Origin of the sequence: Paraburkholderia lebeckiae (assembly GCF_050436225.1) — a bacterium.
GTDB lineage: Bacteria > Pseudomonadota > Gammaproteobacteria > Burkholderiales > Burkholderiaceae > Paraburkholderia > Paraburkholderia tuberum.
The window spans coordinates 556,925-571,034 of sequence record NZ_JBNDLU010000001.1 but is presented as its reverse complement, the minus strand read 5'-3'; the positions used below and the strand labels follow the sequence as shown (position 1 = coordinate 571,034).

Sequence of the window (14,110 nt, the reverse complement as noted above, 5' to 3'; positions counted from 1 at the left end):
AATCACGACAGGTGCATCCGCTACGTCCGCTTCAGCATGGCCGAATCGGTACTCGCTATCTGGACTGCATCGATGGCCAAATCAAGTTTGACGAAGGCAAGAAGGGGCTCGCGGCAGAGCGGCAGACTTTGAGCGGAAGGCGTTAGGCGTCAACGAATGGCGGCTGGACTTTTAGAACGGACGTTGGGGGCACGAAGACCCGAAGGTCTGCAAGGGGTCGTAAGTACGCGTTCGCCGATGTGAGAGTCGTCGCTCCGGAGCCGGCTCGGGCGAACGGCCGGTTAATACCGTGCAGCCGCCCGATGAGGGTCGGTAGCTGAGCGTCTGCAATGGCCGAGGACCCGCCTGATGCTAACGTAGACGTCACACCGACGGGATTGACGGCCATACAATGCAAACCAGCTGCAAACAACGACCTGCTCAGTTGCTTAACGGGTATGCTAGGCAGGCTACCGCAACATGTCTTTGAAGCGCTCCACCATAAATTAGTCAGAAAATCCCGCAACTGATTTTTTTAGTCATCGATGTCGTGCTTCCTTGCTGCAAGCGCCCGAGAGAGGATGTAAAAGTCCGTAACTTTAGGAATTTGAAGGAAGTCTGCTACGCTGCGCGCTACACCACCCTCGCATTGAAACGATGGAAACGCCTTTCAACGATCGCGGCGTGTCGGTCACGCGCAACGCCCTCTCATCCGCAGGTCAGGTCTTCCCGCTGCGCGATATCGTCGACGTGCGGGTCGTGACCGTGCAGAAGAACAAGGTCGTGCCGCTCGTGATCTCGGTGGCCGGGCTGATCGGCGCAATCGTCGGGGGCGTGCTGCACTCGGCGCCGGGACTCGTATGCGGGGCGATGCTGATCGTGGTCGGTTGGCTTACCTGGGTGACCCAGGACATCACGCATCGGCTGATGGTCAAGACGGCCGACGGCGAGCGCGAAGCGCTGATGAGTACGGATCGCGAGTTCGTCGAACGTGTCGGTGAGGCAGTGCATCGGACGAAGGCCGCGGCTGCCGCGCCGAAGGCTTGACGCGGAGCGACGATCGAACATGACGAAGCCGTGCGCGACTGATCAGCACCAGCCTCGCACGGCTTTCGATCCGCTTTCCCGCAAGCAACGACTACGTTGCCGTCATCTCGCGCTCAGCCGAGACTGAGCGGACTCACGCGCCAGATATTGCGCGCATACTCGCCGATCGTTCGATCCGACGAGAACTGCCCCATCCCCGCGACGTTCTCGATCGCGCTTTTGGCCCACGCGTGCTTGTCGACGAAACGCGCATCCACTTCGTTTTGCGCCTTCGCGAACGCGTCGAAATCGGCGAGCACCATATAGTGATCGCCCCAGTCGACCAGCGTGTGAAAGATATCCGAGAAGCGCAGCGGATCGTCCGGCGAAAAGAAGCCCGTGCGAATCTGATCGAGCGCGGTGCGCAGTGCTTCGTTTTCCTCGTAAATCCGCCGCGGCCGATAGCCGCTTGCGCGCAGGTCGTCCACCTCGTCGGCGGAGTGACCGAAGATGAAGATGTTCTCGCGCCCCACCGCGTCGCAGATCTCGATGTTCGCGCCGTCCATCGTGCCGATCGTCAATGCGCCATTGAGCGCGAGCTTCATGTTGCCGGTGCCCGACGCCTCGGTGCCGGCCATCGAGATCTGCTCCGACAGATCGGCCGCCGGAATGATCAGCTCGGCCACGCTGACGCCGTAGTTCGGCACGAACACGACCTTCAGCCTGTCGCCGATCAGCGGATCAAGATTGACCTTCTCGCTGACGTCGCCGATCAGCTTGATGATCGTCTTGGCCATCCGGTACGCGGACGCGGCTTTGCCCGCGAATAGCACCACGCGCGGCACCCAGTCGCGCTCCGGATTCGCGCGAATCTCGTTGTAGCGTACGATCACGTGCAGCAAGTTCAGCAACTGGCGCTTATATTCGTGAATGCGCTTGACCTGCAGATCGAACAGCGCGTCCGGATCGAAGTGCAGCTTCGTGTGATGCGCGAGCCGGTGCACGAGCCGCAGCTTGCTCTGTCGTTTGGCCTCGCGGAACGCTTCGACGAACTCGTCGTCTTTGCGCAGATTACGCAGCTGCTCGAGCTCGAACAGATTGCTGCGCCAGTGTGTGCCGATGCGCGCGTCGATCAGCGACGACAGCGACGGACTCGCCTGCGCGAGCCAGCGGCGCGGCGTAATGCCGTTGGTCACGTTGGTGAAGCGGTCCGGATAGATGCGCGCGAAGTCGGCGAAGATGTCGCGCGTCATCAGCTGCGAATGCAGCTTCGACACGCCGTTCACCTTGTGACTCGCGACGATCGCCAGATACGCCATGCGCACGCGCCGCTGCCCATATTCATCGACGAGCGAAATTCGGCGGATCATCTCGGCGTCGTGGCCCGAGTGCTCGCTGACGTGTTTCAGAAACTGCGCGTTGATTTCGAAGATGATCTCGAGATGCCGCGGCAGCAGGCGTGACAACATTTCGACATCCCAGGTTTCGAGCGCCTCGGGCATCAGCGTGTGATTCGTGTACGAGAAGATCTGCGTCACGTGTTTCCACGCCTTGTCCCACGGCACATGATGCTCGTCGACGAGCAGGCGCATCAGCTCGGGAATCGCGAGCACCGGGTGCGTGTCGTTCAGATGCACCGCGACCTTCTCCGAGAAGCGCCCGAACGTGCTGTGCGTGCGCTGATAACGGCGGATCAGATCCTGCATCGTCGCCGACACGAAGAAGTACTCCTGGCGCAGCCGCAACTCGCGGCCAGCCGGCGTCGAGTCGTCCGGATAGAGCAGCCGCGACACGTTTTCCGACATGTTCTTGGTGTCGACCGCGTTGCGGTAGTCGCCGCGGTTGAAAGCGCCGAGGTCGAGTTCCTCGGTCGCGCGCGCGGACCACAGGCGCAGCGTGTTGGTCGCGTCGGTCGCGTAGCCGGGGATCACGGTGTCGTACGCGGTCGCGTTCACATGCTCGGTGTCGATCCATTCGGTCTTGTCGCCGCGCTGCACGGTGCGGCCGCCGAAGTGCACCATGTACTTGATTTCGGGTCGCGGAAACTCCCATGGATTGCCGGCACGCAGCCAATAGTCGGGCGCCTCGACCTGCTCGCCGTTGACGATTTCCTGACGGAACATGCCGTACTGGTAACGGATGCCGTAGCCGAAGCCCGGAATGCCGAGCGTCGCCATCGAGTCGAGAAAGCACGCCGCGAGCCGGCCGAGGCCGCCGTTGCCGAGCGCTGCGTCGGGTTCGAGATCGATCAGTGCGTCCATGTCGACGCCGAGGCTCGCGAGCGCCTCCTTCATCTGATCGTGAATGCCGAGCGCGAGTAGCGCGTTGGTAAAGGTCCTGCCGATCAGAAACTCCATCGACAGGTAGTAGACCCGCTTCACGTCCTGCTCGTATTGCAGGCGCGTGGTCTTCATCCAGCGTGCGACGAGCCGGTCGCGCACGGCCAGCGCGGCCGCGTGCAGCCAGTCGTGCGGGTGAGCGGTGACAGCGTCCTTGCCGACGCCGTACATCATGCGATTCGAAATTGAGCGCCGTAGCGCGTCGACGGTACTGTTGAGCTGGTCGAATTCCAGATCGACGGCTGTCATCGAAGCCTCCGGGAAGGTCGACATGGCAAACGCGAACCGCACGGGAGACGGACGGGAGGCGCGTGCCTGTCGGAGCGGTTTAAAAAAACAGAGTAGGACATTTTGGGGATCGCGCACACTGGCGCGCGAGAGGACGATGACGCATACGGCGTGCCCGGCGTGCGCGCCCGCTGCCGCGCGACCGAGCCGCGGCGGGCGCCCGGACGCGGTGCAAAGCTGCATGGCAGCGGCACTCTGGGTGGGCATCGGCGCGCGTGAGTCGGGTGACGAAAGCAGGTTAGGCGTACGCCCGAAGCATCTGCGAGCCGCACATCGATTATTTTTCCGATGCGTGACGGGCGGATGAAACCCCGAATACCCTGATTTTGTGATCGAATCGGGCGGCCCGTTTTGCCGGGCGGTTCTGTCGTATGCGTGTTGGATTTGACGCGGTGTGCGCGCGCCGATTTGGAGGTGGCGGGCGGGACTGACGGTTAGTTGCGTTTCGTTGAGATCAAAGCGCCTCATCTTCAAGCCGCCTCCCGGTCCCTGCCCGCCTCCCTGCACGATCGTGCCGTCTCTGCAACAATCGCGAGGTTGCGCCGCACAAGCCGCCACACTGATCCGCCGTGGACCGACCGCGCGCGCCTCACCCACGACGAAACCGCCGCCCGAGCGCGTCGCCTCCCCGGAAGCGACCGACACCGGCATGCCCAACCCCGCGAGCCACGCCTTGTCCGATAAGCTCAGCCCCGCCGTCGGCGTCCCCACGCCGACTCTCCCCGCCGACGGCCCGATGTCGGCCGCCAACCGCCGCGCGATGGCCGCGATCATGCTCGCCGTCGCGCTCGCCACGCTGGATACCGCGATCGCCAACACCGCGCTGCCCGCGATCGCCGGCGACCTGCACGCGGCGCCGGCCGCCTCGGTCTGGATCATCAACGCATATCAGCTCGCGATGGTCGCGACGCTGCTGCCGCTCGCCGCGCTCGGCGATATCGTCGGACATCGGCGCATCTATATCGGCGGCATCGCGCTGTTCACGCTGAGTTCGCTCGGCTGCGCGATGGCGCCGACGCTGCCGCTGCTCGCCGCCGCGCGCATCGTACAGGGCTTGGGCGCCAGCGCGATCATGAGCGTCAACACCGCGCTGATCCGCTATCTGTACCCGCCGCATCGGCTCGGTCGCGGGCTTGGCACCAATGCGCTGATCGTCGGCGTGTCGTTCGCGGTCGGACCGACGGTGGCGTCGCTGATTCTGTCGGTCGCGACGTGGCCGTGGCTGTTCGCGGTCAACGTGCCGCTCGGTGTACTCGCGCTGAGTTTCGCGATGCCGGCGCTGCCGCATACCGCGCAGAGCCGGCACCCGCTCGATCCGGTGGCGGCGCTGCTCAACGTGGTCACGTTCGCCGCGCTGATCTTCGCGCTCGGCGAGGCGGCGCAACGCGCGTCGCTGCAGATCGTGCTCAGCGCCGCGGCGATCGCCGGCGTGTTCGGGCTGCTGCTGATCCGCCGCGAGGCCGGCCACCCCGCGCCGATGCTGCCTGTCGATCTGTTCAAGCGGCCGGTGTTCGCGCTGTCGGCGGTGACGGCCGTGTGCTCGTTCGCCGCGCAGGGCCTCGCGTTCGTGTCGCTGCCGTTCTATTTCGAGGACGTGCTGCTGCGCAGCCAGGTCGAAACCGGCTTCCTGATGACGCCGTGGCCCGTCGTGGTCGCGCTCGCCGCGCCGCTCGCGGGCGGCCTGTCGGACCGCTACCCGCCGGGGCTGCTCGGCGCGATCGGGCTCGCGGTGCTGTCGGCGGGGATGGCCTCGCTGGCGATGCTGCCCGCCCATCCGCACGTGCTCGACATCGGCATCCGTATGGCGATCTGCGGCGCGGGTTTCGGCTTTTTCCAGTCGCCGAACCTGAAGGCGCTGATGGCGAGCGCGCCGCCGGAGCGCAGCGGCGGCGCGAGCGGCATCGTGGCGACCGCGCGGCTGCTCGGACAGGCGACCGGCGCGGCGTTGGTTGCGCTGTGCTTCGGCATTGCCGGCCGCCAGCATGGGCCGACGCTCGCGCTCGGCCTCGGCGCGTTCTTCGCCGGCGCGGCGAGCCTGGCGAGCGGCTTGCGGCTGCTCGCGCCGTCGCATCGCGCGGGCGTGCAGGCGAAGGCAGCGGTCAAGTGAGATATGCGCCGGACGACGCGAGAGGCAGGGATGAAGCCTGAATGAAGCGCGCCTCGAACGAGCGCGCACGAGTTGAAGCCTGTGCGGGAAGACGAGGCGGCAACCACGCGAGCCGCCTCGCTTACGACCCATGCGGCGCGATCAACGTGCCGCGAAATACCCCTTCACCGCGGCAACGAACGTGTCGATATCGTCGCGCGACACATCCATGTGCGTGACGAAGCGCGACGCATACAGCATCTGCGTGAGGATGCCGCGCTCCTTGAGCCACGCCTCGAGCGGCGCGCAATGCTGCTGCGGAAACTGCGCGAACACCATGTTCGTCGCGACCGACTGCATCTTCACCTGCTCGATCGTCTCCAGCCCCGCCGCCAGATGCGCGGCGTTCGCGTGGTCGTCGGCGAGCCGCTCGACGTTGTGATCGAGCGCGTACAGGCACGCCGCCGCGAGCACGCCAACCTGGCGCATGCCGCCGCCGAGCACCTTGCGCCAGCGATGCGCGACGTCGATCAGCGCGCGGCTGCCGACCAGCACCGAGCCGACCGGCGCGCCCAGCCCCTTCGAAAAGCATATCGACACCGAATCGAACGGCTCGGCCAGCGCCGCGACCGGCTTGCCCGCCGCGACCGCCGCGTTGAACACGCGCGCGCCGTCGAGGTGGGTCGCGAGGCCGCGCTCGCGCGCGAGCCGCGTCGCGTCGGCGACGTACTGCGCCGGCAGCACCTTGCCACCGATCGTGTTTTCCAACGCGAGCAACCGCGTACGCGCGAAGTGATCGTCGATCGGCTTGATCGCGGCGGCGATCTTGTCGAGCGGGATCGAACCGTCGGCGGCGTTTTCGAGCGGTTGGGGCTGGATGCTGCCGAGCACGGCCGCGCCGCCGCCCTCATATTTGTAGGTGTGCGCGAGCTGGCCGACGATGTACTCGTCGCCGCGCGCGCAGTGCGCCATCAACGCGGCGAGGTTGCTTTGCGTGCCGCTCGGGAAGAACAGCCCCGCTTCCTTGCCGGTGCGCTCGGCCAGCGTGGCCTGCAGCCGCAGCACGGTGGGGTCGTCGCCCCAGACGTCGTCGCCGACTTCAGCCGCCGACATCGCCGCGAGCATCGGCGGAGTCGGACGGGTAACGGTATCGCTGCGCAAATCGATCATTGTGTGTTCCTGTGTGTCCATGAATGACAGGCTACGGCAACCGGCCGCCCGTGCATTCCGGGAGGAACGCGCGCGCCGGCAAACGAGCCATACAGTGTATTCAATTCAGACGACGCTGAAAATCGGCGCATTCCGGAGAAGCGCGCCGATCCCGCTGCGATGATCCAACAGACGCGACGGGGACACTCAGCCGCCAGGCTTCGGCAACCACTGGAGCGGATCGACCGGCTGGCCGTTCTCGCGCACTTCGAACTGGATCGACGCGACGCCGCGGCTATCGACACCGACCTCGCCGATCGTCTGCCCTTGCGCCACCGCGTCGCCTTCCTTGACGAGTAGCTGGCTGTTCTGGCCGTACGCGGTGATCAGCGAATCGTTGTGCTTGATGATGATGAGTGGGCCGTAGGCTTCGATGCCGGTGCCCGCGTACACCACGCGGCCGGTCGCCGCGGCCTTGACCGGATCACCGGCTTGGCCGCCGATGACGATGCCGTTGGATTTGCCCGGCGCGAACGCGCGCAGGATCGGTCCGCGCAACGGCCATTGCAGCACGCCCTGCTGCGGCACGGCGGCAAGCGCCGGCGCACCGGGTACGGCGCCCGGCGGCAGGTTCGCCGTCGCGCCCGGCGCACCCGGCGCCACCGCGACCGGCGGCGTGACCACGCTGCCCGAGGCCAGCGGCGGCGAAACGCGCAGCACCTGGCCGGGCGCGACCGCCGCGTTGACCGGCAAGCCGTTCCAGGCCGCGATTTCCTGTGGCCTTCGTCCATAGGCCGAAGCGATGCCGGACAGCGTATCGCCCGGATTGACGCGATAGTAGCCGGCGGGCACCTGGACGGTCGCGAGGCTGGTCGTGCTCGACGGCGCGTTGCTGTAGAACGGCGTGCTTTCCCACGGCATCGTCGTGCAGCCGGCGATCGCCACGCCGAGCGCTGCCGCCGTCAGCAGGCGGATCGCCGTCGGTTGCCATTCTTGTGTCATCTGATTTTCCTCGACGTGTGTCTCAATCCGGTTCAATCGACGCCGTAGCAATTGCCGTGCCGTCACGCTTGCACAAGCTCGCGGCTGTCCGCTGCCGCCTGGATATTATGCGCGACCGCCACACGCGCGCCGCGCAAGCGTGCGCCATCCAACTGCCGTGTTCTTCAGACGCTGCCCTGCGCTTCGACGACGAGCACGCGTGCCGCGCCGAGCGGATGCGCGACGTGCTCGGTGCCGACCGACGCATGGAACACGTCGCCGGTTTCGAGAACTGTCGTGCGTTCGACGCCGTCTTCGCGATAGCGCATTTCGACGCGGCCGTCGAGCACGGCGAATACCTCCTCGCCGTCGTTCACGTGCCACTTGTACGGCTGGTCGGTCCAATGCAGACGCGTGGTGATGCCGTTCATGTTCGCGATGTCGAGCGCGCCCCAGGCACGCGACGCGGTGAAGCTTCTGCTGCGGATGATCTTCATGGTCGATGAGCAATTGGCAAGCGCGCAAGCCCGGCGGGCGGCGCCGTCCGCCCACGGCGACGGCGCTCGCGCGGCTGGCCCTATTATAGGTCGCGTGGCCCGCGCGTCTGGGCGAGCAAGCCGCCACGGCCGTTCCGTCCGATAATTGCAGGTGATCGACCATCGCCTATACTCAGTCAAGCCGCGCGGAGCAGCTCACGACAACGTTGGGATTCTGGGAGGAATCGAGGATGAACAAAGCCACCTTTCTGGCCGTGCAACTCAACGTCGACGATGTGGGGGCGTCTGCCGGCCTCGTCGAACTGCTGAACACGCATCTGATCTTCGCCGCCGACGTCGCCGAGGCCGCCGATGCGCTCGTGCAACTGGCGAGCATCGCGAGGCTATCGAGCGGGGTCGAGGCGAGCGTCGAGCTGCCGGCGGTGGCGCTCGAACGGCTGCGCGAGGCGCTCGACAACCTCAGCGACTACGACGAATCGTGGCTGCTAGCGCTGGAGCCGAGCCGCGCGCTGTTCGATGACATCGGCCGGCGACAGCGAACGCTGCATTGACGGGAACCGTCGCAGCACGGCGCCGTAAACGACAAAACGCCATCCGATCGAACTGGATGGCGTTTTTTCTTGCCCGCCGCGTTCGCGCTATTCCACGAAGCGGCGTCTACAGCGCACTACAACTACCCACTACACCTGCGGACTTCTACTGCGATCAGTTGCCGAAGTACACCGAGTCACGGTTGGCCTTCGCCGGGATGACAGCGTGGCCAGCTTGCGACGTGCCGGCAGCCGGAGCGCCGTAGCCGCTGGTGTCTGCGGGGTTGGCCGCGATGGCCGTGCCGCGTTGCGCATCGACGCGTGCTTGCGCTGCCTGGATGTCGGACGGGTAGTTCACGTCGTTGGCGCTCGGGCTGTAGCCGGCCTTTTCGAGTTGAATCAGTTCAGCGCGAACCTGAGCACGGGTCACCGGCTGATTCGCTTGAGCGAACGACGCGACCGGAACAAAGAGGGCGGCGGCGATAGCAACTGCGGAAATCAGGGTCTTCATGATTAACCTCCAAAGGACTTGTTGTGGTGCGCTTCGGGGTTTCTGCTTATCCCTCAGCGATTGAAAACAAGTTTAGAGGTGTCTCGATCTAGGGTAAACCCTTAAACCAGTGAAACTATATTGCTGCCGCCGCAATAATCATTTGAGTCAGCGTTTAGCCCGCGAGATATCTGGTAATAATGCGGTGTTTCGTTGCCGATCCAAACGGAGCAACGGCCCGGCGCGCCCTATCGCCATGGGCCGCCGGGCCATTTTTTTCAACCGCTCAGCTCCACTGCGCGTGGAAGCTGCCCGGCTTGTCGATGCGTTCGAACGTATGCGCGCCGAAGAAGTCGCGCTGCGCTTGCACGAGGTTCGCGGGCAGACGCTCCGAGCGGTAGGCGTCGAAATACGCGATCGCCGACGCGAATGCCGGCACCGGCACACCCGCGTTGACCGCGGCCACCACGACTTCGCGCAGCGCCGCCTGGTAGTTCTTCGCGATGTCGCGGAAGTACGGGTCGAGCAGCAGGTTCGCGAGCGCCTTGTCCTTCGAATAGGCGTCGGTGATCTTCTGCAGGAAGCGCGCGCGGATGATGCAGCCCGCGCGGAAAATCTTCGCGATCGTTCCGTAGTCGAGATCCCACTTGTACTCTTCCGACGCGGCGCGCAACTGCGCGAAGCCTTGCGCGTACGAGATCACCTTGCTGAAATACAACGCGCGGCGTACCGATTCGATGAACGCGTCCTTCGCGCCTTCGGGCGGCCTGGCCTGCGGACCTTCCAGCACCTTGCTCGCGGCCACGCGCTGCGTCTTCAGCGACGACAGCACGCGCGCAAACACCGCCTCGGTGATCAGCGGCAGCGGCGCGCCGAGGTCGAGCGCGTTCTGGCTGGTCCACTTGCCGGTCCCCTTCTGCGCGGCCCGGTCGAGAATCACGTCGACGAGGTCCTTGCCGGTTTCGTCGTCCTTCTTGCCGAAGATCTTCGACGTGATTTCGATCAGGTAGCTGTCGAGCTCGCCCTGGTTCCACTCGGTATAGACCTTGCCGAGTTCCTCGTTCGACAAACCGACCACCTGCTTGAGCACCGCGTAGCTTTCGGCGATCAGCTGCATGTCGCCGTACTCGATGCCGTTGTGCACCATCTTCACGAAGTGGCCCGCACCGTCCGGTCCCATGTACGCGACGCAGGGCTCGCCGTCCGGCGCCTTCGCGGCGATCTCGGTGAGGATCGGCGCGACGAGGTCGTACGCGTCGCGCGGGCCGCCCGGCATGATCGACGGGCCTTTCAGCGCGCCTTCCTCGCCGCCCGAGACGCCGGTGCCGATGAAATGCAGACCGGCCTTTGCGAGTTCCTGATTGCGGCGGATCGTGTCGGTGAAAGGCGTGTTGCCGCCGTCGATCAGGATGTCGCCTTTTTCGAGCAGCGGCTTGAGCGAGGCAATGGTTGCGTCGGTCGGCTCGCCGGCCTTGACCATCATCAGAATGCGGCGCGGCTTTTCGAGCGAGTCGACGAACTCTTCCAGCGTGAAAGCCGGCACCAGTTTGCGGTCCGGAAATTCGGCGATGAGTTCGTCGGTTTTCGCGCGGCTACGGTTGTAGACCGACACCGCGTGGCCGCGGCTCTCGATGTTGAGCGCCAGATTGCGGCCCATGACCGCCAGCCCCACCACGCCGATTGCCTGTTTGCCCATTTGAATTCTCCAGAGTCCAAAAAATGTCGTGGCGCCGCGCCATGAAAACGGCGGCGCAGCGTCGAGGGTGAAAGGATAAAAGAAATGCGCGCTTGCCGCTTGGGAGGGGGCAAGCACGCCAGTTGCCCGTGCTCCTGCCGTGCTCCTGCTTGCGCGTGACGAAAGGTATTGTGCGCGCGTCGGCGTTTGCGCGGCGGGTTCGCTTTGGGATCGCACTGAGGTTTGGCGGAAGGCGTGGACGAATGCGCGGCCTGTCGGTGCACCCGCTACCCTGCCCGCTTCGTGAACACAAGGCTGAAGTTGTTCGCGGGCATCGGGACCACCCGCTCGCAGGTGAGCCCCGCCGTGTCGCCGAGTGCGACGACCGCTTCCATATCGCGCACGCCCCATTCGGGATCGCGACTCTTCAACCATTGATCGAACGCTTCGTTGCTCGGTGCCGTGTGCGCTCCGCCGCGCCGGTAAGGACCGTATAGATAGAGCACGCCGCCGTCGACGAGGCGCCGCCCCGCGCCGTCGAAAAGTGCCTGCGCCGCGCTCCACGGCGAGATGTGGATCATGTTGATGCAGACGACGGCGTCGAGCGCATCGACGCCCCAGTCCGACTGATGCACGTCGAGCGCGAGCGGCGCGCGCACGTTCGCGAGCCCCGCGTGCGCGGTCCACGCGGCAATCGACTCGCGTGCTTCTTCGTCGGCATCGCTCGGCTGCCAGTCTAGACCGGGCAGCGCGCCGGCGAAGCAGATCGCGTGCTCACCGGTGCCGCTCGCGATTTCGAGCACGCGGCCGCTCGCCGGCAGCGCCTCGCGCAGCACGGCGAGGATCGGTTCGCGATTGCGTTCGGCGGATGGCGAATGTTGCCGGAAGTCGGTCATGATCGGCTCTGGGTGTTCCTCAGGTTTTGACGGTGATCCGCGGGATCTACTCATTCTCAATCGCCAGCCAGCAGACCGGCAAGCGCGCTCAAGGTATCGCCGCACGGCGCGGCCACCTTCAGCGACAGCAGCGGATCGGCGCGCGTGCGGCCGAGGTTGATCGCCGCGATCGGCTTGGCCTGGCGCTGCGCCCACACGCAGAAGCGGTAGCCGGAATACACCATCAGCGACGAGCCGGCCACGAGCACCGCGTCGGCCGCATCGAGCGCATGCGACGCCGCTTCGACGCGCGCCTTCGGCACATTCTCGCCGAAGAACACCACCGACGGCTTCAGCAGCCCCCCGCAGTTCGCGCATGCCGGCACGCGAAAACCGCCGAGATCGTGCCACTCGAGATGCGCGTCGCCATCGGCGGCGGCTTCGGCCGTGACGTCGAGCAGAGCGGGGTTGTCGGCTTCGAGCGTCTGCTGGATCGCCGCGCGCGAGTGCTCCATGCCGCAGTCGAGACAACTGACGCCGTCGATGCCGCCATGCAGCTCGATCACGTCGCGGCTGCCCGCGCGCTGATGCAAGCCGTCGACGTTCTGCGTGACCAGCGTCGGCACGTGACCGGCCGCTTCGAGCCGCGCGAGCGCGACATGCGCGGCATTCGGCTGCGCGCGCGCGACGAGCGGCCAGCCGACCATGCTGCGTGCCCAGTAGCGCTGACGCATCGCCAGCGTGCCAAGGAACTCCTGCAGCGTGATCGGCGGCGAGCGCTTCCATGCGCCGTTGTCGTCCCGGTAGCCGGGGATGCCGGAGTCAGTGCTGATGCCCGCGCCGGTCAGCACGAACAGGCGCGGATGACGCTGCACGAAACGATGCAGATCGTCGAGCGTGTGCGGATCGGTGAGAGATTCGGTCGGCGTGAGCTGAAGGTCGGTCATAACGGGGACGGTGGACGATCGTGCGCGAATCAGCGACGAGGGCTCGGTTTGCCGCGCGTGGGTGTCGAGCGACGCGCGTCGGCTTGCGGTTTCGGCTTCGCGCCCTGCGTGTCCGGTCGCCGCGCTGGCCGCGCTTTCTGCGCCTGCCGCTTGTGCCACGCAGCCAGCGCGAGCTCGTAGCGCTCTAGCGCTTCGTCGTAGAGATCGAACACACACTGCGTGCAGCCGCTATGACAGCAGTCGTCGAGATCGGGCCGCACGGGCGGCTGCGGCGGCGGATCGTCGCTGGATGTGGCGCGGGGCACGGCGGCTTGCTTTGCGTGGAAAGACGGCGGAGCGCCCAGTATAAGTTGAACGCGCGCGCCCCGCTCCCCGCCCCGGCGTTGTGAGCTGGTGCCGCGCGCCGCTCAGCCGCGCCCGACGAACGGCATCTTGCTCGCCATGATCGTCATGAACTGCACGTTCGCCGACAGCGGCAGGCTCGCCATATGCAGCACCGCGTCGGCGACGTGCTGCACGTCCATCAGCGGCTCGACCGCGATCTCGCCGTTCGCTTGCGGCACGCCGCGCGCCATTCGCGCGGCCATCTCGGTCCCTGCGTTGCCGATGTCGATCTGACCACACACGATGTCGTATTTGCGGCCGTCGAGCGACACCGCCTTCGTGAGTCCGGTAATCGCGTGTTTGGTCGCCGTGTACGCGGCGCTGTTCGGACGCGGCGCATGCGCGGAGATCGAGCCGTTGTTGATGATGCGGCCACCGCGCGGGTTCTGCGTCTTCATCAGGCCGAACGCCGCGCGCGTGCACAGGAACACGCCGTTCAGATTGGTATCGACGATGGAACGCCATTCGTCGATGCTGACTTCGTCGAGATCGACGGGCGAGCCGTTGCGTCCCGCGTTGTTGAACAGCACGTCGAGCCGGCCGAAGCGCGCGCGGATCGTGTCGAAAAGCGCGGCGACGCTATCGGCGTCGGTCACGTCGCACGATACCGCGAGCGCGTCGCCGGGCAGCGCCCGCGCTTCCTGCGCGACCGCATCGAGCGCGGCCTGGCGGCGTCCCGCGAGCACCACGCTATAGCCGTGCTGCGCGAGCGTCAGTGCGCACGCGCGACCGATGCCGCTGCCCGCGCCCGTCACCAGCGCCACTTTTCCGTTTCCTGTTTCCGACATCACGCATCTCCTGTTGTGTTGGGTAGCGACGCGAGCTTGTTGCGGCGATCGGTCCGATCGCCATCGACACGCGCGG

The 14,110-nt window shown here is 65.8% G+C and carries 13 protein-coding genes; 3 read left to right on the top strand and 10 right to left on the bottom strand.

Features of this window, described 5'->3' with window-relative positions; translation table 11 throughout:
- The first annotated feature begins 636 nt into the window (after positions 1 to 636).
- On the top strand, positions 637 to 1,026 hold the full coding sequence (locus OKW45_RS02655) for a DUF6232 family protein (protein ID WP_018424767.1): 390 nt from the start codon (positions 637 to 639) through the stop codon (positions 1,024 to 1,026).
- Between the two features lie 113 nt (positions 1,027 to 1,139).
- Here OKW45_RS02655 and OKW45_RS02650 read toward each other — a convergent pair whose 3' ends face one another.
- Positions 1,140 to 3,593, bottom strand: a complete 2,454-nt coding sequence (locus OKW45_RS02650) for a glycogen/starch/alpha-glucan phosphorylase (protein ID WP_026226584.1) — start codon at positions 3,591 to 3,593, stop codon at positions 1,140 to 1,142.
- 775 nt (positions 3,594 to 4,368) lie between these two features.
- Here OKW45_RS02650 and OKW45_RS02645 point away from each other — a divergent pair.
- The gene (locus tag OKW45_RS02645; RefSeq protein WP_026226583.1) at positions 4,369 to 5,739 is read left to right on the top strand and encodes an MFS transporter; all 1,371 of its coding nucleotides are present in this window, start codon (positions 4,369 to 4,371) and stop codon (positions 5,737 to 5,739) included.
- Between the two features lie 141 nt (positions 5,740 to 5,880).
- Here OKW45_RS02645 and ltaE read toward each other — a convergent pair whose 3' ends face one another.
- The 3 genes from ltaE to OKW45_RS02630 form a co-directional block, all read right to left on the bottom strand.
- Positions 5,881 to 6,888 (bottom strand): low-specificity L-threonine aldolase, encoded by a 1,008-nt coding sequence (gene ltaE, locus OKW45_RS02640; protein WP_429465740.1) that lies wholly within the window; start codon positions 6,886 to 6,888, stop codon positions 5,881 to 5,883.
- A 186-nt stretch (positions 6,889 to 7,074) separates the two neighbouring features.
- Positions 7,075 to 7,869 carry a peptidoglycan DD-metalloendopeptidase family protein gene (locus OKW45_RS02635; protein WP_429465738.1) on the bottom strand — a complete coding sequence of 265 codons (795 nt, stop codon included), beginning with the start codon at positions 7,867 to 7,869 and terminating at the stop codon, positions 7,075 to 7,077.
- A gap of 164 nt (positions 7,870 to 8,033) precedes the next feature.
- Positions 8,034 to 8,345, bottom strand: a complete 312-nt coding sequence (locus tag OKW45_RS02630) for a cupin domain-containing protein (RefSeq protein WP_018424762.1) — start codon at positions 8,343 to 8,345, stop codon at positions 8,034 to 8,036.
- Between the two features lie 230 nt (positions 8,346 to 8,575).
- Between OKW45_RS02630 and OKW45_RS02625 the strand changes: the two genes are divergently transcribed.
- Positions 8,576 to 8,896, top strand: coding sequence for a hypothetical protein (locus OKW45_RS02625; protein ID WP_018424761.1), 321 nt, complete (start codon positions 8,576 to 8,578; stop codon positions 8,894 to 8,896).
- A 154-nt stretch (positions 8,897 to 9,050) separates the two neighbouring features.
- On the opposite strand, the gene OKW45_RS02620 is transcribed toward OKW45_RS02625, so the two are convergent.
- The 6 genes from OKW45_RS02620 to OKW45_RS02595 all read right to left on the bottom strand — a co-directional run bounded on the left by OKW45_RS02620 (position 9,051) and on the right by OKW45_RS02595 (position 14,034).
- Positions 9,051 to 9,386, bottom strand: coding sequence for a DUF4148 domain-containing protein (locus tag OKW45_RS02620; RefSeq protein ID WP_429465736.1), 336 nt, complete (start codon positions 9,384 to 9,386; stop codon positions 9,051 to 9,053).
- A gap of 265 nt (positions 9,387 to 9,651) precedes the next feature.
- Positions 9,652 to 11,061 (bottom strand): NADP-dependent phosphogluconate dehydrogenase, encoded by a 1,410-nt coding sequence (gene gnd / locus OKW45_RS02615; RefSeq protein WP_429465734.1) that lies wholly within the window; start codon positions 11,059 to 11,061, stop codon positions 9,652 to 9,654.
- Between the two features lie 266 nt (positions 11,062 to 11,327).
- Positions 11,328 to 11,936 (bottom strand): DUF938 domain-containing protein, encoded by a 609-nt coding sequence (locus OKW45_RS02610; RefSeq protein ID WP_429465733.1) that lies wholly within the window; start codon positions 11,934 to 11,936, stop codon positions 11,328 to 11,330.
- A 56-nt stretch (positions 11,937 to 11,992) separates the two neighbouring features.
- Positions 11,993 to 12,862 carry an NAD-dependent protein deacetylase gene (locus OKW45_RS02605; RefSeq protein ID WP_429465731.1) on the bottom strand — a complete coding sequence of 290 codons (870 nt, stop codon included), beginning with the start codon at positions 12,860 to 12,862 and terminating at the stop codon, positions 11,993 to 11,995.
- Between the two features lie 29 nt (positions 12,863 to 12,891).
- Positions 12,892 to 13,167 carry an oxidoreductase-like domain-containing protein gene (locus OKW45_RS02600; RefSeq protein ID WP_429465729.1) on the bottom strand — a complete coding sequence of 92 codons (276 nt, stop codon included), beginning with the start codon at positions 13,165 to 13,167 and terminating at the stop codon, positions 12,892 to 12,894.
- A gap of 102 nt (positions 13,168 to 13,269) precedes the next feature.
- Positions 13,270 to 14,034, bottom strand: a complete 765-nt coding sequence (locus tag OKW45_RS02595) for an SDR family oxidoreductase (protein ID WP_429465727.1) — start codon at positions 14,032 to 14,034, stop codon at positions 13,270 to 13,272.
- Positions 14,035 to 14,110: the final 76 nt, after the last annotated feature.